15 protein-coding genes are annotated in these 18974 nt (G+C 59.7%); 10 read left to right on the forward strand and 5 right to left on the reverse strand.

The annotated features are described in order from the left end of the window. Nucleotides 1-5: 5 nt before the first annotated feature. The gene (locus Pan181_RS16275) at nt 6-266 is read right to left on the reverse strand and encodes an acyl carrier protein (protein ID WP_145248186.1); all 261 of its coding nucleotides are present in this window, start codon (nt 264-266) and stop codon (nt 6-8) included. A 44-nt stretch (nt 267-310) separates the two neighbouring features. Then, nucleotides 311-1555 (reverse strand): beta-ketoacyl-[acyl-carrier-protein] synthase family protein, encoded by a 1245-nt coding sequence (locus Pan181_RS16280; protein ID WP_145248188.1) that lies wholly within the window; start codon nt 1553-1555, stop codon nt 311-313. Nucleotides 1556-1837: 282 nt separating this feature from the next. Here Pan181_RS16280 and xylB point away from each other — a divergent pair, with 282 nt between their 5' ends. Next, the gene (gene xylB, locus Pan181_RS16285; RefSeq protein WP_145248190.1) at nt 1838-3364 is read left to right on the forward strand and encodes a xylulokinase; all 1527 of its coding nucleotides are present in this window, start codon (nt 1838-1840) and stop codon (nt 3362-3364) included. Between the two features lie 6 nt (nt 3365-3370). Here xylB and Pan181_RS16290 read toward each other — a convergent pair whose 3' ends face one another. Further along, complete coding sequence (locus Pan181_RS16290) at nt 3371-3688, reverse strand: hypothetical protein (RefSeq protein WP_145248192.1); 318 nt, start codon at nt 3686-3688, stop codon at nt 3371-3373. Nucleotides 3689-3986: 298 nt separating this feature from the next. On the opposite strand from Pan181_RS16290, the gene Pan181_RS16295 reads away from it, so the two are divergent. From Pan181_RS16295 to Pan181_RS16305, 3 genes are all read left to right on the forward strand, one after another. Beyond that, on the forward strand, nt 3987-5582 hold the full coding sequence (locus tag Pan181_RS16295; RefSeq protein WP_145248194.1) for a DUF6798 domain-containing protein: 1596 nt from the start codon (nt 3987-3989) through the stop codon (nt 5580-5582). Nucleotides 5583-5653: 71 nt separating this feature from the next. Next, nucleotides 5654-6334 carry an HAD family hydrolase gene (locus tag Pan181_RS16300; RefSeq protein ID WP_145248196.1) on the forward strand — a complete coding sequence of 227 codons (681 nt, stop codon included), beginning with the start codon at nt 5654-5656 and terminating at the stop codon, nt 6332-6334. A gap of 107 nt (nt 6335-6441) precedes the next feature. Then, nucleotides 6442-6687, forward strand: a complete 246-nt coding sequence (locus tag Pan181_RS16305) for a hypothetical protein (RefSeq protein ID WP_145248198.1) — start codon at nt 6442-6444, stop codon at nt 6685-6687. Between the two features lie 9 nt (nt 6688-6696). Here Pan181_RS16305 and Pan181_RS16310 read toward each other — a convergent pair whose 3' ends face one another. Continuing rightward, the gene (locus Pan181_RS16310) at nt 6697-7821 is read right to left on the reverse strand and encodes a hypothetical protein (RefSeq protein WP_145248200.1); all 1125 of its coding nucleotides are present in this window, start codon (nt 7819-7821) and stop codon (nt 6697-6699) included. A 119-nt stretch (nt 7822-7940) separates the two neighbouring features. On the opposite strand from Pan181_RS16310, the gene Pan181_RS16315 reads away from it, so the two are divergent. The 6 genes from Pan181_RS16315 to Pan181_RS16340 all read left to right on the forward strand — a co-directional run bounded on the left by Pan181_RS16315 (nt 7941) and on the right by Pan181_RS16340 (nt 13880). Further along, a complete protein-coding gene (locus tag Pan181_RS16315) occupies nt 7941-8213 on the forward strand; it encodes an acylphosphatase (protein WP_145248202.1) in 273 nt (90 codons plus the stop codon). A gap of 45 nt (nt 8214-8258) precedes the next feature. Then, nucleotides 8259-9746, forward strand: a complete 1488-nt coding sequence (locus Pan181_RS16320) for an ABC transporter permease (protein WP_145248204.1) — start codon at nt 8259-8261, stop codon at nt 9744-9746. A 75-nt stretch (nt 9747-9821) separates the two neighbouring features. Next, nucleotides 9822-11054: a hypothetical protein gene (locus Pan181_RS16325; RefSeq protein ID WP_145248207.1), complete on the forward strand. Its 1233-nt coding sequence runs from the start codon at nt 9822-9824 to the stop codon at nt 11052-11054. A 15-nt stretch (nt 11055-11069) separates the two neighbouring features. Continuing rightward, a complete protein-coding gene (locus Pan181_RS16330; protein WP_197528418.1) occupies nt 11070-12029 on the forward strand; it encodes a carbohydrate kinase family protein in 960 nt (319 codons plus the stop codon). A 57-nt stretch (nt 12030-12086) separates the two neighbouring features. Further along, the gene (locus Pan181_RS16335; RefSeq protein WP_145248211.1) at nt 12087-12704 is read left to right on the forward strand and encodes a nucleoside deaminase; all 618 of its coding nucleotides are present in this window, start codon (nt 12087-12089) and stop codon (nt 12702-12704) included. A 51-nt stretch (nt 12705-12755) separates the two neighbouring features. Beyond that, complete coding sequence (locus Pan181_RS16340) at nt 12756-13880, forward strand: pyridoxal-phosphate-dependent aminotransferase family protein (RefSeq protein WP_145248213.1); 1125 nt, start codon at nt 12756-12758, stop codon at nt 13878-13880. 571 nt (nt 13881-14451) lie between these two features. On the opposite strand, the gene Pan181_RS16345 is transcribed toward Pan181_RS16340, so the two are convergent. Further along, complete coding sequence (locus Pan181_RS16345) at nt 14452-18813, reverse strand: beta-L-arabinofuranosidase domain-containing protein (protein ID WP_145248215.1); 4362 nt, start codon at nt 18811-18813, stop codon at nt 14452-14454. Nucleotides 18814-18974 lie beyond the last annotated feature (161 nt).

The raw sequence follows: 18974 nt of genomic DNA on the forward strand, positions 1-18974 counted from the left end.
CGCGGTTATACCTTCTCGATGTCCTTCATCAATGGTTCCAGGTACTCGACCGTGCTGTTCATGCTGGCCAAGTTCACGTAATCGTCTTCCGGAATCTGCACGCGATGGCGCTTCCGCAGTTCCATGACGATGTCGAGGAAGTCCATCGAGTCGAGTTCCATCTGCTCGCGAAAACTCTGCGAATCGTCGAGGTTCGACAGATCTTCATCCGGAGCAATATCGGCAAGGATGTCGAGCACTTCTTCGCGAATTTCTGCTTTGGTCATTTTAGATCTATTTCCCTGTGAGGTGTACGATCGCACCGAACGCTTTACACTTTTTGGATGACGACCGCTGAGTTGATGCCCAGCATGCCGAAGGAATTATTCACGATGACATTCACGCCGTCGGTCTCGCGGGGTTCGTTCAGCACGAGCCCGCTGAGTTCGCATTCCGGATCGAGATTGTCTACGTTGATCGTAGGATGGACCACGCCATCGTCAAATGCTGGCAGATTGCCAGCGAGTTCCAACGAGCCAGCCGCACCCATGGCGTGGCCGATAAAGCTCTTGGTATTGTTGATCCAGGTGGTCTTCGACTCTCCGAATACGTCCCGCACCGCAGCACATTCCTGAATATCGCCGCTCGACGTAGCGGTCGCGTGCGTGCTGACCAGGTCGACGTCGTTGGCGGTCATTCCCGCTCGTCCCAGGGCCATCCGCATGCAACGAGCTTGCTGCTTGGGGTTGGGGAGCACAAAGTCGCTGGCGTCGCTGTTCATCGCGTAGCCGACCAGTTCGCCATAGATCTTCGCGCCGCGCTGCTTGGCGTCGGAGTAACGTTCGATCGTATATAAGCAGCCACCTTCCGAAACGACGATGCCGTTGCGGTCGCGATCGAACGGCCGCGAGGCCTTGGTCGGGTCGCTGTGGGTCGCCAAGGCGCCCTGGCTGGCGAACCCAGCAAAGATACCAAACGTGTGGATGCTTTCGCTCACGCCGCCGCCGAGGGCGACGTCGCACTCGCCGAGCAACAACTGCTGGGCACCTTGAATCAATCCCGCGTTGCCAGCCGCACAAGCGGCGCCGATGGTGTAATGAGGTCCGATGATGCCCATGTTCAGGGTGATCTCACCGGCCGGATTGTTGGCCACCGTGCGGGGATTGTGGTGGTGGGTCCAAACGCTGGTATCGTAGTCGTACTGCTTGATTTCGTAGATTTCGTTCTCGGTCTCGACGTTGCCATGTTCGGTAACGCCGACGTACACCCCCACGCGCTCGCGGTTGAGGTTTTGCCAGTCGAGTCCCGAGTCGGCAATCGCCTCGTTCGCGCAGTAAATGCCGATGCTACCGGCGCGGGTGCCACGACGAACCTCGCGGCGTTTCTGGTACTTCAGCTCGTCGAAGTCACAAACGCCAGCCAAGGTCTCGCCGACATATCGAATGTCGTACGGCTGCACACCGCTGCGGCCATGGAGTAGCGCATCGCGATACTCAGCCAGCGTGTTGCCGTTCGGCGAGGTCAGGCCGATGCCGGTGATGACGATTCGCTCGTTGTCGGTCGCGGGTCGGGTCATACGGCGGAGAATGGGGGTAGCAAGGGGAGAACGGTCGCGTGACGACGAATCTATGAAAATACCGCTTTTCGTGGGCGGTGACAAGATTCCGCCCCCCTTCTGCAAGCCGCAAGAAACCCGCGAGCTGGCAACTCTTTTCTCGAGAGGGGGCCAAAATCGCGACAAGGGCCTCGCGGCTTGCGTTTCGCCGCGAAATGGGACTACAACAGGGCTCCAGAGACTTTTACGGCTGTTTCTTTCTCCTCCTCGCTCCCGGCTCTTGATCTCACAGGTTGGCTCAAAATGGCGGTTTATCTAGGCGTAGACATCGGTACTTCGGGTACCAAGACCCTGGCAATCGACTCCACCGGCAAATTGCTCGGCCAGGCGAGCGCCAGTTACCCCTGCCAGCACCCCCACCCACTCTGGAGCGAGCAGGACCCCGAAGATTGGTGGCAAGCGACGGTAAAGACCATCCGCCAGGTGATTCGCCAGGCGAAGCTCAAAAAGCAGGACATCCGGGCGATCGGCCTGTCGGGACAGATGCACGGCTCGGTGTTTCTCGACAAGCAGAACCAGGTGGTCCGCCCCGCCTTGCTGTGGAACGACCAACGCACGGCCGCCGAATGCGAGGAAATCGAAAAACGGGCCGGCGGGCGAAAAAAATTGGTCGGCATGGTCGCGAACCCCGCCCTTACAGGGTTCACCGCACCCAAGATTCTCTGGCTCCGCAACCATGAGCCGCGGAACTTCGAGCGGACCACGCGGGTGCTGCTGCCGAAAGACGAAATCCGCCGCCGGCTGACCGGAGAGTTCATCACCGAAGTCAGCGACGCCAGCGGCATGCTTTTGCTCGACGTGAAAAAGCGTACCTGGTCGAAAAAACTGCTCGATAAGCTCGAACTCGACCGCTCGCTGCTGGCCGATGTCGTGGAATCGGAAGACGTTACAGGAAACCTGACACCTGAAACCGCAAAACTCCTTGGGCTCAGCACCGACTGCGTGGTGGTCGGCGGGGCCGGCGACTGTGCGGCCGGGGCCATCGGCAACGGTATCGTGAAGAGCGGCATCGTCTCGACTTCGCTCGGCACCTCCGGCGTGGTATTCGTGCACAGCGACACGCCGGATGTCGACCCCGAAGGTCGGCTGCATACGTTCTGCCATGCCGTGCGAGGCAAATGGCACATGATGGGAGTCACCCTCTCGGCGGCCGGATCGTTCGGCTGGTTTGCCGACGCCCTCTGCCAGAGCGAAGCGGCCTCGGCCAGCAAGAGCGGCAAGAACCTCTTTGCTGAACTCACTGCCGAAGCCGCCCAGGCGCCGGCCGGTTCCGATGGTTTGTACTTCTTGCCGTATCTATCGGGCGAACGTACCCCGCACGCCGACCCGCTCGCGCGGGGCGCCTTTGTCGGTCTTACCCTCTCGCACCAGCGCGGGCATCTCGTGCGGGCGCTGCTCGAAGGGGTCACTTACTCGCTCCGCGACTGCCTGGAGATCGTCGAGTCGCTCGGCGTGAAGACACGTCAGGTCCGCACTACCGGCGGCGGCGCAAAGAGCCCGTTCTGGCGACAGCTACAGGCCGACATGTTTGGCAAGCGAGTGTTCGCCATGGCCAGCGACGAAGGTCCCGCGTTTGGGGTCGCGCTACTGGCAGCCGTGGGGGCCGGTGAATACAAGAACATCGTCGAGGCAACGAAAGCGACCGTGGATACGACCGACGAAAGCAAACCAGCCTCGGCCGCACGTAAGATGTACGACCGAGGCTTCGAGATTTATCGTAGTTTGTATCCGTCGCTCAAGCAGGACTTCCACCGCATCGCCGAGCTGTAGCGATCGCTAATCGGTAGGCTGCTGAGTACTGGTTGGGCCAGTGGGCGACTGGGTGAGTTGCGAGAGCACTGGGGAGTCCAAATCGAGTTGCTTCGATGGGTTATAAAACTCCATCAAATCGGTATGCAGCTGAATCATACCGATGTACTGCGAACGGGCTTCGGTGCTGTCGAGCAATAAGGCTTCCAGCTCACCGACATAAGTGTCGTCGAGCTCATCGTCGAGCAGGGTACTCACCAATTCATCGACCCGATCAAGTTTGGTGGCCAGTTCCTGATCGCTCAAGGCTGGTTTCTGGTATCCAAATGGTTCTTTGTACGACACGTGTTCGCCTTTCAGGCACATCCGGCCCTCGAAGTAATAATCGCCTGCTACCGCGCTACTCCCTCAACCACGCTAGCATCGGGACCTAATGAGGTACGCCCAGTCAGCCCCAGTTGTTCTTCCGCTGTTCATCATTAAGACTAGCACACAAACATGAGGTTCTGATTAAGCGGCCCCTTTAGCGGTTATCGACCATTTGACGCAAGACAGGATAGGAAACCTGCAAGCAGGAAATTGTCGGTTTTTGGGCCGGTGAGCCCGCAAATTCAAGGCAGAAACCCCGGAATAATCCCCCTCGATGTCGACTACGCCCGCCGAAACCTCCCCCACCCCGCCGACACGCCCGCTTTGGTTCTGGGGCGAAATTGCCCTGATCGTGGCCATTTTTTACGTGTCGTCGGCCGCTCCCCCGCCCGGCGTGAACGAGCCTCACTACTTGTGTCGCCTGCGTCACGCCCTCGAGCCGCAGTACTGCCCGAACGACCTGTTCCTGGAATCTCCCGATGCGCATTACACGTTCGTGCTGGCATTCGCCTGGATGACCCAAGTCATGTCGTTTACCGCTGCTGCCTGGGTGGGCCGGCTCGCCTGTTGGTTCGCCCTGTCGTGGGCCTGGCTGCGGTTGTCGTGGACCGTCGTTCCCCGCCCACTCTACGCCTCGCTGGCAGCGGCCATCGTGATTACCGCGATTGCCGAAGGCAACTTCGCCGGCGAATGGCTGGTCGGCGGATTCGAAGCCAAGACCGTTGCTTACGTGTTTGTGGTACTTGGCCTCCGCTGTTGGGTGCTCAACAAATGGAATTGGACCTGGGCCCACCTCGGCATCGCCAGCGCCTGGCACGCCCTCGTGGGTGGCTGGTCGGTACTGATCCTGCTGAAGCTCTGGGGAGCCATCTATCGATTCGAACAATCGTTCCGCGGCATGCTCCCCGGCTTGGCGATCGGCGGCATTGTCGCCCTGGCGGGAGTCGTCCCCGCACTCGCGCTCAGCATGGGAGCCTCCCCCGAGGTCCGCAACGAAGCGGCCGAGATCTACGTGTTCGAACGACTGCCGCACCACTTGGCTCCGCTCCATAAGAAGCCAGGGTGGATCACCGAACGAGCAGGCCGACACGCGGTGGTGGCAACACTGTTCGTTGCCATGCTGTTTGTGCGTCGCAAGGAACTCGGCGGCACCTGGCGGGCCTTGAAGGACGACCCCGCGGGACGCATCGCCCAGTACGCAGTAGGTGCTGCGGTGCTGGCGATGATCGGCATGGTGATTGAACTCGCACTCTGGAATCACCCTTCGGCTGCGGCAAGTTGGCTGCGTTACTATTGGTTCCGGTTGGTCGACGTCGCGGTGCCGATGGCATTAGCACTACTGTGGATCGCCGAACTGCGGCTGTTACTCGAACGCAAAGACCGCTGGGCAACTCCTTTGCTGCTATCGACGATCCTGCTGGCCGGTTATCCGATTGCCGAACGCTATACCGATTTCCTCTACCATCCCATTGGTATCTCCGACCGCAAAGCCAGGGACTTCGACGACTGGATGGCCTGCTGCGAGTGGATTGAAGCCAATACGCCGACCGATGCGATGTTCCTCACGCCCCGCGGTAACACCTCGTTCAAGTGGTACGCCAAGCGGGCGGAAGTGGTGACCTACAAGGACGTTCCGCAAGATGCAGAACACCTGGTGGAATGGCGTCGTCGGTTATACGACGTGTTCAAACCCGACGGCGACCGTAGTCAGCCATGGATAAGCTGCTATGGTGAGTTAGGTGCTGATCGCGTCGACGAACTGGCTCAGGCCTACCAGGTCGACTACATTCTCACCGGACTCGACCCACCACTCCCCTACCCCATCGTCTTCATGACCGATACGTACGTGGTGTACCAACTCCATCCTTAACTTACGCCAGTCGCGGATACACGCGGTTTCCTCGGCGACATTCAGTTCCCTTCACCCCCACGCTCAACTCCATGCAAGCTCCTGCTCCTGATAGTCCGATTCGCGCTGTGGTGTTCGATCTGGATGGCCTGATGATTAACACCGAAGACGTCTATCAACTCGTCGGCACCGAACTGATGCGGCGTCGTGGGCTGACGTTCGACGACGACCTTCGCGGAGCCATGATGGGCCAACCCACCCTGGCCGCCCTGTCGGTGATGATCGACTGGCACAAGCTAAAGGATAAAGTGGAAGACCTGGCCGTGGAGTCCGACCGCACGTTCTGGGAAATGGTGGAAGGCAACCTGACCACCATGCCCGGCCTGCACGAGCTGCTCGCGCTGATCGACGAACTCGGCCTGCGAAAGGCTATCGCCACCAGCGGCGCCCGCAAGTATGCCGAAGAGCTGCTGAGCCGGGTTGATCTGCATGAGCATTTTGAATTCCTCCTGACCTCCAACGACATCACGCACGGCAAGCCAAATCCTGAGATCTATTTGAAGGCGGCCGAGAAACTCGGCATGCAACCGTGCGAGATTCTCGTGCTGGAAGATAGTCAAAACGGCTGTCGAGCCGGGGTGGATTCCGGCGCCTACGCGGTAGCGGTGCCGAGCCCCCACAGCGCTGGGCACGATTTCACCGGCGCCAAGTTTGTGGCCGACACGCTGGCCGACACGCGAATCCGTCGCGTGCTGGCAGGCGAGGCGGTTTAGGCAAGCAAAACCGCTATAATCTGACAAACCTGCAAAGTTCGCCAGGTAATCCGCCGATTGGGTACTACGTACGCTTACCCACTTCGATCGTACGTAGGATTAAACGGATGAAACGCCTGGTCATTGCCACTGCACTGCTGCTTGCCACCAACCTGTTGTCTACTGGCTGCCGCAGTTGCCAGAGCTGCCACGATTACGACTCGCCGGTCGCGAATTGCTCGTGCAATCAATGCGGCAGTGGTCGGGCTGGCTCGGCGCTTTCGGGCGGCTACGCTGGTGAAATCATCTACGACTCGGCTCCTTACGTCGACGAGAGCTACGAGATGGAACCTCAAGAGGCTCCTGCTCAATAGCCAGCTGCCTTACGGCTGCTCGGCCGCTGGTTTGCTGCCGGTTTGCCGGTTGAATAGCTCGGGATCGAACTCATCGCGCGGCTCGAATCGCTTGATGGTGGTTCCATACTGCACCTTGGGAGTCGGCACCTCGATGTCGGCTGCCGATGCCGCTTCTGCACCTTCAGCGTACGCTGCCGGGTCTTCCCAGAAGTGCTCCACCTTGGCGGGCGACGCCTCGGCAGTGGCTCCTGCAGCCGCAGTCGCTGGTGCTTCGTGCCCAGCGAGTTCCACGTTTCCCGATACCGCTGGAGCGGCCGGGTCCGGCTGATCTTCGGTACCAGTTGTCTTCTTCACCCACTCCACCAAGCGTTCCTGCGCCCGCTGGCGGGGGCCCGAGAACACCGGCCGCGGCAAACCACCATGCGGAACCGCGGGCTGCAACAACAGCGGGCTGTACTCGGGCGATCGCTCGTCGATCACCTGCAGCACCGCCTCGAGGTTGCGAAGCGTGCTCTCGCGGTTGGCCACGCCGTGCACTAAATCGCGATTCAGGCGAAACTCTCGCTGATCCTTGCTCGAATGGCACCCGCCCGACGCACAGCCATTCACCAGAATCGGCTGCACATGGCGAGCAAAGTCCTCCAGGGAACCTGGCGGCAATTCGGCAGCAATCGCTTCCAACCGGGCCAGCTCGGCAGCTCTCCGCTCGGCATTTTTGTTCGGGTTGGCCTCTGGCTGGGGAGCCACTTCCCGCGTCGCCGAGCTGGAGACGACCTCGAGTCGCCGCTCAAGATAGGCAATTTGGGGATTTCTTGCGTCGATCGTTTTGGCGGTGTTCAGTTCGTTCCCCGCATCCACCCACATTTCTTGCTGCATACACCACGAAGCGAGGATAAGATGGTCGGTAACGCAGTTTTCGCGAACTTCGGCCCTCTTGGCTGCGTAAGCATCCTGGAGCGTTGCCGAAATTCGCTCGACATCCCTCGCAGCAAGGCGAAATTCGCTGGTGCTGGTGGTTACGTAGTAGCCATCGGCCAAGCGGTCGACCTGCCCCTCCAGTACGTTGCCATTGCGCAACACGACGACTTGAGTGGTTTGAGCCTGGGCCAGCGAGGCGAACAGAACGACGACGAGTGTGAGAAATACCTTCATGAACCGGCGTTTAGCTGATTTTCGGCTTGGCCGTCAAGGTGAACCTCACCAACGGCCGACACCCTGGAGAAATAGCTCGGAAACACGTACATTGCTAGGTTGTCCTTAGGTAGCAGGCAATGCCAGAACTTCGCGAAATTCACTTCTCCGGCCAGGTACAAGGCGTAGGCTTTCGCTACACCACCCAGTCGATTGCGAGTGGATTGGCCGTGACCGGCTTTGTGCGAAACCTGCCCGACGGACGAGTGCAATTGGTTGCCGAAGGAACCGCGAGCGAACTCGACCTGCTGGAACACCAACTGGCCGAACGCATGGAGCATCGCATTACCGACTCCAAGCGACAGATTCGCCCAGCGACGAATCAGTACCAAGGCTTTGAAATCCGCTATTGATGGCGGTCCCATTTATCCACTCCCCAGATAGTATCACGAACGGCAATGACTCCGACGCTCGTCCTTCCGCTAGGTAATATTCAAGTCTGGCTTACTCCTGTCTGGATTCTTTCGCTCGGCATCACTGCCGCGGCGGTGGTACTGGCGATCGCTTATGCGATTATCATGGCCACCTGGCCGGCCGGTGCCCGGCGGGTACGCCAGGCCGCTGGCGATGGCATCCTCACTCCGCTGGCTTACGTGTTTGCCGCGTTCGCATTGCTTACCGCGCTGGCCGCTCCCTCGATGCCTTGGCGCGACGCGCTGCACTCCTTGCAACGGCTGCCCACCAAGGGCGAGCACCCCTATCAGTTCACCGTCGAAGCAGGCGCGGAGGATCAAGAACTTCCCCTCGACATTTACGCCGACGAATTGCTGAGCTATGAGCTTCAAGCCGATGGCGACCTGCGACTCTCCACCGAAGCTGAGCGAGGTTATTTGACCCCCGAGTTCAAACTCAACGGCGACGAATCGTACGTTTGGAATCCACAGAAGAAATACCCACGCATCCTGCAGGAGCACGTCGCCAAGCTGTACGCCACGAATCCTGGCGATACCCCAGTAACCATCGATCTCACCTTCGACACCGACGTGGAGATGCGTGAGATCCATCACCTGCCGATCGCGTTCTTCTCGGTTATTGGGATTGTCGCGTTCTACTTCCTGCTCGAAGTAGTGTTGCCTGGCGTTTCGACTGTTGCCATCGGCACCGCGAAGGAAGCCATCTCGCAGCCGTTGTTCATGGTGCTCACCGTGTTGGGTGCGGTTGCCTTGGTCTTGTACATCGTGATTCCGTATCACACCTTTGGCGAAGATGTAAAACTGCTGACCGACTCGGCCCTGACCACGATCATGGTGCTCGGTATCCTGTTCGCCTTGTGGACCGCCAGTACTACGGTGAGCGACGAAATCGAAGGCAAGACCGCGCTGACCATGCTTTCCAAACCGGTTAGCCGTCGCCAGTTTGTGATCGGCAAGTTCGTCGGCATCCTCTGGCCGTTGCTGGTGATGTTCGTGATCCTCGGTGCGGTGATGTTGGTCACGATCAGCATTAAGGTGGTCTACGATGCTCGCGAGTCGAGTTCGCCGACCCCCGACTGGCAGCTCTGCTACGAAACCATGGTGTCCGCCATCCCCGGTTTGGTGCTGGCGTTTTTGCAGGCGGCCACGTTGGCCTCGATTTCGGTTGCCATCAGCACCCGACTGCCGATGCTGCCGAACCTGATCATCGTGGGAGCCATCTACGTGATCGGAAATTTGTTGCCTCAGATCGTGGCCTCCAGCGCGGGCGAGATTCCGTTTGTCGCCTTTACAGGTAAGCTGCTGGCAGTGGTTCTGCCGGTTTTGAATCATTTTAATATCCAGCCTGCGATTTCCGCGGGCCAGCCAGTGCCCTACGATTACCTGGGGTATGCTACCCTCTATTGCGGGCTCTACTGCGCGGCAACCATGTTTTTGGCCCTGTTGATGTTCGAAGATCGCGACCTCGCGTAACGATCCGATTGCTTCGGCGGCCAGCGCACCCGAGTCCCGGTAAATGCCTACGATGCCGGAAAAGGTGGTTTGACGATGCGCGAAGCTTTGGTGCTGATTGCTTTGATTGCGGGAACGATGGCGTGCTCGTCTGCCGATGCGCAGATGCTGGCGGAAGATGCTGAGCGACTGGTCGTTACCCGCGACACTCCATTTGGCGAACTCAAACCAGGCAGCGATATCACCGAAGCCCTGCAATGGGCTTGCGACCAATACTCCAACAATCAGCTCCCACTCTCTATCCCATCGGGGCGTTGGAAGATCTCGAAGACCATTCGGCTCCCGGTAATGGCGGGCTTCGTGCTGCTTGGCGAAGGCATGCAGCATCCGAGCGAGATGCACATCAACTGGAAAGGCACCGGCACCACGCTCCAATGGACCGGCGAAGCCGGCGGCGTGATGCTCGATTACTCGGCTTACCTCAGCACGATTGGCAATTTCACGCTGGTTGGCAAGTCGACCACTCGCGACTACTCGAAGCCTGGCAACCAGGCGAGCGTCGGCATCTTGATCAACAAGCGAGTCAAAGGGCTGGGGGTTGGCTCCGTGAAGTTTGCCCCCATGCTGATTGCCAACTGCGACACCGGCATTCAAAACGGCACCAGGAAGTTTGAAACAAACTGCGATAACCTCTTGTTTGAGTGGTTGGTCTTCAGCCAATGCAAAGTTGGTTTTCATGGAGTGAACAACCAAGGACTCGATATCATCTTTGAATACCTGAGTCTCTACGACAGGGTGGAAACGGGCATCCTTCTCCAAGGGGGTGGGCACCTGGTTGTTCAATCGGGGCTGACAACCTCCGAGGGAGTTTGGCTGAAAATCCCGGACACCAAGGGAGAAGGGGTTGGCAAAAACAATGGCTATATTCGACTCTCCAATATTCAGATCGATGGCGAAGTGGGTCACGCGGTAACGATGATTGATTGCGAAGAACCTTATCGCATCCAGATCATTCTCGATGGCTGCCTTCGCGCGGGCGAATGGGTTTGGCCCGACGTGCCGCTTGCCAAGGTGTGCGGTGGCAACTTGCTTACCATTCGCAACTTCACCGGTTTCGCCGAAATCGTTGGCTCCAAAGGCCGAGATCGCACCCCGCTGGTGAGTCTCACCAATAGCCAACTGTGGGGCCACCGCTTCACCGGTGACCTGAAGGTGCGGGTGCGCGATTGCATGAGCAAAGAAGATGGCTGGTTCGACCTCGACTGGCCCGTGCCCTCTGAAGCGACTAACGAAACAGCCACCAACGAAGCCCCCGCGACCTCGGATTGAACGACTCGAATGGCGATGCATAAGACAACCGACGTGGTGGTGTGTGGTTCGTGTGTGGTCGATGTACTGATTCGTCCTGTTCCGCTCGATCACCCCATTGGCGGAGGGCAACTGGTTCGCACCGAACCGATGCAACTCGCAACCGGCGGCATCGTATCAAACGCGGGAACCACGCTCGCCCGCCTGGGCGCCCAGGTCGCGGCATTCACTTACATGGGCGACGACGACTGGAACCACATGGTGCAGACCCGCTACGCAGCCGAGGGCATCGACACCTCGCGATTGCTGGTGCACCCCGATGCTCCTACGAGTACCACAGTGGTGCTCATCGACGAGGCTGGCGAGCGGACCTTTCTGCATGCGGTAGGTGCGCCGAAACTGCTCGACAAGCGGGCGTTCCTCAACAACCTCGATCTCTTTGCCAGCAGTCAGGCGATGCTGCTGGGTTACTTCTCGTTGCTGCCGAATCTGCAACACGACCTGCCCGAGGTTCTTGCGGCCATACAAGAGGTGAACTGCTTGACCGCGATGGATGCGGCGGGCACCGGCGGAACGCTCGACGACCTCCTTCCTTCGCTTCCCCACCTCGACGTGTACGTCCCCAGCTTCAAGGAAGCGAGCCATCAAACCGCCGAGACCGATCCGGAGCGAATCGTCGCTACCTATCGTCAGGCGGGAGCCACTGGTGTGGTCGGCGTAAAGCTCGGTAGCGAAGGTGCGTTGCTGTGCGACCGCGATGGCACGCTGCACGAAATCGCCCCCGTGACTCCCCCCGGACCGGTGGTCGATACCACCGGCGCAGGCGACTGTTTCGTCGGTGGACTCTTGAATGGTTTGCTCCGCGACATGCCGCTGCCCGAAGCGGGACGGTTGGCCGCTGCCTGTGGTGCGCAATGCGTGACAGCGTTGGGGGCAACCACCGCGATTGGCGACTTTGCCACGACCGCCGAACTCGCTGGGCTGCCTGCGTACTAACGCAGAGATTTCGCGTTGCTCTATCACGGTACTCGTTGCGCCGCTATCTTCTAGACTATGGCTGCTAATCAACCGACCCATCGCACGTTCCCCGCCTTGCACATCGAACTGCCCACTTGGGTACCCGCGATGCTGCCACCTGCGGAACATCGCTACGCGACGTTGGCCGATCGCATGCAGTTGGTCGTCGAACTGTCGCATCGCAACGTGCAACATGGCGGTGGCCCGTTCGGGGCGGCCATCTTTGATGCGAAGGAGCAAACGTTGCTCGCGCCGGGTGTGAACATCGTGGTGCCGACGAAATGGTCGGGCGCGCATGCCGAGATGGTTGCGATGGCGATCGCCCATCAAATACTTGAGACGCATGATCTTGGTTCGATCGAGAACTCCGAATACGAACTGGTGACCAGCTGCGAGCCTTGCTCGATGTGCTACGGGGCGACTCCCTGGTCGGGGGTCAAACGACTGGTCTGCGCTGCCAGAGAGGAAGACGCCGAAGCGATCGGCTTCGACGAAGGCCCCAAGCCAAGCGACTGGGTCGCTGGTTTGGAGTCGCGCGGCATCCAAGTGGTTCGCGACCTGATGCGCAACGACGCCAAGCGGGTGCTCCAGGGGTACGCAACCGGCGGGGGTACCATCTACAATGGCCGCAGCGGCGGGCGCTCGCCTCGGTAGTGTCGGTCGATTCGTTTCGTTTGCTTGCTTCGCAATTCCCCAGGCTGTGATATGTCGACATTGCCCGCTCCGCTCGAACTCCCCACTCGCTTGCTCCATGGCCCGGGACCTTCGCCGGTTCCCGAGTCGGTGCTGGCCGCGCTCGCGAAGCCGACCATTGGGCATATGGATCCCGAGTTCATGCGGGTGATGAACGAAGTCCGCGAGATGCTGCAAGCGGTGTTCGAAACCGAAAACCAAATGACGCTGGCCTGTAGCGGCACCGGTTCGGCCGGCGCCGAAATGGTGGCTTTGAATCTCGTGGAGCCGGGCGATCGTTGTTTGGTGTGTGTGCATGGGGTATTTGGTGGCAGGTTTGCCGAAAAATGTCGTCGTGCAGGGGGTGAGGTCACCACGATCGAAGCCGAGTGGGGGCAAGCATTCGATCAAGCCGAAGTGATCGCTCGCATCCACGAACTGCAACCGAAGCTGGTGATGATCGTGCATGCCGAGACCTCGACCGGCGTGCTGCAACCGATCGACCAACTCGCCGACGCCGCCCACCAGCACGACGCGTTGCTGGTAGTTGATTGCGTTACTTCGCTCGGCGGCTTGCCGGTGCGGGTTGACCATCATGGCATCGACGCAGCCTTCAGCGGCACGCAAAAGTGCCTCTCCTGCCCTCCCGGCTTGGCGCCGGTCACGCTGTCGGAGCGAGCGATGCACCGAGTGACGAACCGCAAGTCGCCGGTACGAAGCTGGTATCTCGATTTGTCGTTGGTCGGTAACTACTGGACCGGCTCGCGGGCTTATCATCATACGGCTCCGGTGAATATGAATTACGCTTTGCATGAATCACTGCGACTAATCCTGGAAGAGGGTCTCGATGCTCGCTACGAGCGGCACCAATCGGCGCATCAGCTTTTGAAACAACAACTCGAACAGCGAGACTTTGCGTACGCGTCCGATCCGGAGCACTCGCTGCCGATGCTCAACTTGATTCGCGTGCCCGAGGAAGTAGCCGACGAAGCGGCAGTTCGCCGACAGTTGCTCACAGAGCATGGCATCGAAATCGGCGGCGGGCTCGGCAAGTTTGCTGGCGTTTGCTGGCGCGTGGGTCTCATGGGGCATGGCGCCCGCGAGGCGAATGTCTCCGCGATTGTCGAAGCACTCGATGCGGTGATGCCAGCAAACTAGTTCGTCATAGGCATTCCCTCCAACCACCGCGCCAGCCGAATTGGCTGCCTGGCGTTTTGCCCCCAGTCGCATCGGGTGGGGGCAGCTCACTGCCGTAGTAACTCGTTACCCAACAACGGTTTACGATTTTGCCCCCACTTGCCAATTCGCGAAAACGATTCGTGGGGGCAAAACTCTCGGTCAGCCGGCTTTTGAGATTTACGTAACCTACTTGCATCACTGCACTTACGACAACCGCCGAGAACTGCCCTCGCGCGATTGTGCCCCCGCCCGATCGCGAGTGGGGGCAAAACCGCGACGAACAGCACCGCGAAATCACCTCGACGATGCTCGCGCACGCGCAGCGCACTCGCCAAGTCAGCGGATGATGATCGTTTGTATCGTAGTTGTTTCGCTTGAGCATCCCCCTATTAGAACAAGCTGTAGCGCCGATTCAACAACTATTTTTGGCCACCCCCCATCCGAAGTAGTGACGCTGAGAGGCTCGATGGGGTGGCCGAATCTAACAGCGCAAAAGGGGGTCTACGGCACCTACCTTTGCCGCAAACCCCCGAAAGCATTCCACGAGTCACTAGGAATGCTTCGCGCGTACCGCCAACAGGGCGATGCCGATGATGGTGAGTAGCACCGAGTGAGGCTCCGGCACGTGGCTCTGCTCGACACTTGAAGTTGGTAACGCGCGGCCAAATTGATCGCGCCAGAGTTGGTAGTGCGAGTGATCGATCGCGCCGGTCAGCGTGCCAACGCTCGGCAGCGTGCCAGCGGGACTGCCAAGATGGTCGCGCCACACGGTGTAGTCGCCGAGGTTCACGACACCATCTCGATTGAAGTCGCCCGCCAGCCCGCTACCAACCGCGAGCACCCCCGTGCTGAGTAAGGCCGAAGTATCCCAGGCCAGATCCGCGGATAACGGTGGAAGCGCCCAGTCGATTTCACTCACTTCGCCCACCGAAGTGTCGAACGCAAGTACCTGCCAACTATCGCCGAAGCGAAACTCCAGGGAATCGATGCTGTCGCCCAGCGACACGTCGAGCATGACGTTATCGACCAGCGTGAGCGCGCCGGTGATCTCGAGCGTATCGCCCACGCCGGGCGATTGGAGTGTAAGCATTACCGTAGCGCCGCTGTCGAGGGTGAGGTCGCCAGCAATGCGGCCACTGCCCGTGAGTGTTGCGCCATCGGCGATGTGCGTATCACCACCCACTTCGCCACCACCCAGTAGCGATAGACGTTGACCGCTCGCAACGATAAACGCATCCGTCAGGCCCGAAGTATCGAGCGTTGCTCCCGAGGCGATGAAAATGCTCGACGACGAAGCGATCGAACCGTTGCCAACCAGCGAAAGGGTTCCGCTGGAAACAATGGTTTGGCCCGTGTAGGTTTGCACTCCGCTCAGGGACTGACTCCCCGAACCGCGGATCTCGAGACTGCCCTGCCCGGAGATGGTGCCTTGAAACAGCGATGCAGCCCCCTGCGGCGCGATGGTCAGGGTATTTCCTCCCGCCTGGCCCAACAGCACCTGACTACCAGGCTCGCCAGCGAGGGATCGGATGGTTTGATTCAGATTGTTCAGATCCAGCGTCGCGCCGGCCGCCACGACCACGTCGGTATCGCTGGGGAGCGAGCCGGTGCTGATTTCGCCTGGCAGGTCGGGGCTTTGGATCGTGAAGCTCGTGAGCGGCACCGTGAACGCGCCGGACGCACTATTGGTATGCAACGAGAACACACCGAGGGTCAGATCACTCAGGCTGTTCAGTTCACTCAACTGCGAAGTGGGCGTGACATTCACTCCATTCACGGTAAGCGAAAACAGGCCGCCGATTCGGGCAAGCACCACTTCGAGTTCGCCGCCAGTCGCCGGGGCGCCGGCCGCGTTGTAGGCGAGGTTCGCGTCGTAGGGGGTTCCGCCCGCATTGTTCACTCCGAACGCCCCATGGTTGTCGATGGTCAGATAGCCGCCTCGGACCAATCGATTCGCGCTGTCGCCGACGAACACCCCATATTGGCGATAGTTCTGGGCGTCTGGCGAGTTCAGGAAGCTGGCGGTGATCGTAAAATCGGAGTCACCGCTCAGCCCAAGGTCGGAGAGGTTCACGCCAGGGGCTTCGATGTTCTGCAGATTGATGTCGCCATTGAAATCGGCCGGCCCGCCCGAGGTGATCTCGAGCACGCCCGCGTTTGTATCGAGTGCGAGCCGAGGATCGTTTGCCGCACTGGTGGTACCAGCAAGTCGCCGAGTGAATCCGGTACCCTGGCCATTCGCATCGTTGACAAGGCCACCTGCTTGGGTGAAATCGAGCGAGAACGCTCCCTGGCCGATACTGTTGGTGCCGAGCTGCAAGGTACCGGCTTCGACCACGGTTTGGCCTTGATAGGACTGCTCGCGAAGCACCGTGAGGGTGCCGGAACCTTGCTTCACCAAATTGCCTTCGCCTGAAATCGAGGTGGCGAGCGAAGTTTCGTCGCTACGGTTCAGTAATAGCGATGCGTTGTTCTCGAGCACCACGCTTCCCGTCCCCAGCGAACCGGTGGTGCCACCGTTGCCGATGGCCAGTTCGCCCTGCGACACCACCGTAGCCGAATGCGTGTTGGTGCCTAGCAACGTGACCCGCTGCGCGCCGGTCTTCACCAGTGTCGCGTCGCCGGAGATGTTGCCGCCGATTACAATCGCCCCTTCGTGGGCGTCGATCGTATGCGTGCCGGACGTGAAGCGCAGATCGGCCTCGATGGTCTGAGTGTTCGTCGAGAGGTTCGTGATATTGCCGCTCAGTTGTAACCGGTTGCCAGCGAGCGTAAACGCGGCCGCATCGCTGAGGAACGAGAGGTGCTCGAACTCGGTATCGGCTGCGTAGTTGTTGTCGACCGTGGTGGTCAGCGATCCAGCAAACGCCAGGCTATCGCCGGCCGTGGGGGCGAGGTCCCAGTTGGTGCCCTCCTGAAAGGTGTTCATTCCCCCGCCGCGCCAGGTGCGAGTTGCTTGGGGAGCGTTAAGTTGCCAATAGACCGAATACCGCTCGTGATGCGTTTCGTACATCGGTTTGAAGATGATGCCGGTCGCCTGACCATCATCGTAGAGTTCGAAATGCAGCTCTTCTCCTTCGACCGGCACCAACCACGTTTCGGGATCGGCGTCGCTGGCGTCGATCGCTGGGACCGACGGATCGGACACACCGCTGAAGTCCCAATCGTGGAGCGCCTGCTGGTCGCCCCCCGGCAACCCCGCGGTGCCAAGCTCGCCCGCCAAGAGCACCGCTCCGTAGTACACGGATACCATATCGGGATCGTCGCGCGACCGTCGCAAATAAAGCCGCTTGTCGAAACTCACCTCGATTTCGTCGCCATCTTGCCACTCGCGATCGAGCGACAGATACTCCCCTCGATTTACCGGGCCTTCGTACGCCTGGCCGTTGATGGTGACCGTAACATCGCCAAACGCGTAGGAGGGAATCGCCACCTGCAAGTTCGCCTGCGTGAGCCCGTCGCTGCTCACCACCATGCGCATCGTCTCGTCGGCGGTAGTCGCATCGCCGTACTGCGTGAGCGTGATGCCTTTCTCTTGCCAGTCGACCTGGGCGGGCATGAACGAATTGACGAACAGCGAGTTCGCGTTCTTGAAAAACGCCATGGCCGCGTAGCGCGTGGGATTCTCCATGCCAGTTCCCGCACAGCACCAGAACGAACCATCGTGCACATGACCAGTGTGGTAGGTCTTAAAGTGACCAGGCTCCAGCGACATGAAATAAGTGGTTACCCCCTCGTGCGGATCGATCGAGGGGAGGATGTGATTGATCAAGGCGTTTTCGCTATAAGCGGCGTACTTGTACTCCGGCGATGCGGCGAAGAGTTGCTCGCTTAGCTTCAGCATGTTGTACACATTGCACGTTTCGGCGGTGTTCCAAGAGAGCAGCGCGCCGCCGGCGCCGGTCTCCTGCCCTGGCGTGCGGAAGTACTCGCCGTACGAATTGCCACCCGTGGCGAACGTATGATCGCGAACCACGATGCTCCAGAAGTTCACCGCCGCGTCGGTGGCGTCCTGATCGCCGGCAATCTGGCCGTAGCGAGCCCACCCCACCGCTTGAGGAATGTGCGTGTTGGCGTGAATGCCATTCAGCACATCGTTGCCAGCGGCCAACTCGTTCATCAGCGAGCGATTGTTGAATACGTCGGCTAGTTCCAGATAACTGGTCGCGCGGGGGTCACGGGCGTCGCTCGCTTTCACGGTCAAATCGGTCAGCAGTTCGTTCATCCCGCCGAACTCGCGCCCGGAGTTCACATGCGAAGTGACCATCTGGTTCACCACGTTCTGAGGCAAACCATCGACCCGATCGACAAAGTAGTCGCTCAATTCAAAGGCCACTTCGAGGGCTTGCTGATTGCCGGTGTAAGTGTGGGCGTCGTTAAGCCCCGCTAGCACCTTGTGAACCGTGTAGTACGGCACCCACGCATCGGGAAACGAGAGTTGATTGTTCTCGAGCCGATCGAACAGCGTGCTGGGGAACGCCGACAAGTAGCCATTGTCGTTCATCGCGTCCTGCACCTCGGCCAGGCCGCTCACCACCTGATCGACATGGTCGAGGTACGTTTGATTACCGGTGAGTGCCGCCATGCGCGAGGCAGCCGACAGATAGTGCCCGGTCGTGTGCCCACGGACGAAGCCGAACTCGTTGGCATCCCCCTCCCAACGCCCTTCGAGATCCAACGCCCCAGCAGGTTGAGGCAACCCCGCTTGCTGGCGAAACTCATACAGCAAGTCGTCGGGCGCGAAGAAACTGAGATAACCGGTCGGACCTTCCTGAAGGTCTTGCATCTGCTTGTAGTAGCTGCCATCAAGCAGTTGTACGGTGCCCGCCGCAAACGGGTCGACCGACTGGGCAGCAACCACTTGCGAGAATCCGATCATCACAAGCAAGACGAGAGCGACACGCAAACGCATCGTGAGTGCCTGGTGCTGGGGTGATGGTTGATCGAGAAATAGCTCCAACAACGTTTACAACGAGGACGCAGTTCGACAAAAGGGGCCCAGCCCAATGCGGGCCCCTTTCGGAGAGAGAGCGTTCGAACCACACCGCTTCCAGTACTCGACTGGAGGGGGGC

This window comes from Aeoliella mucimassa, from assembly GCF_007748035.1.
Lineage (GTDB): Bacteria > Planctomycetota > Planctomycetia > Pirellulales > Lacipirellulaceae > Aeoliella > Aeoliella mucimassa.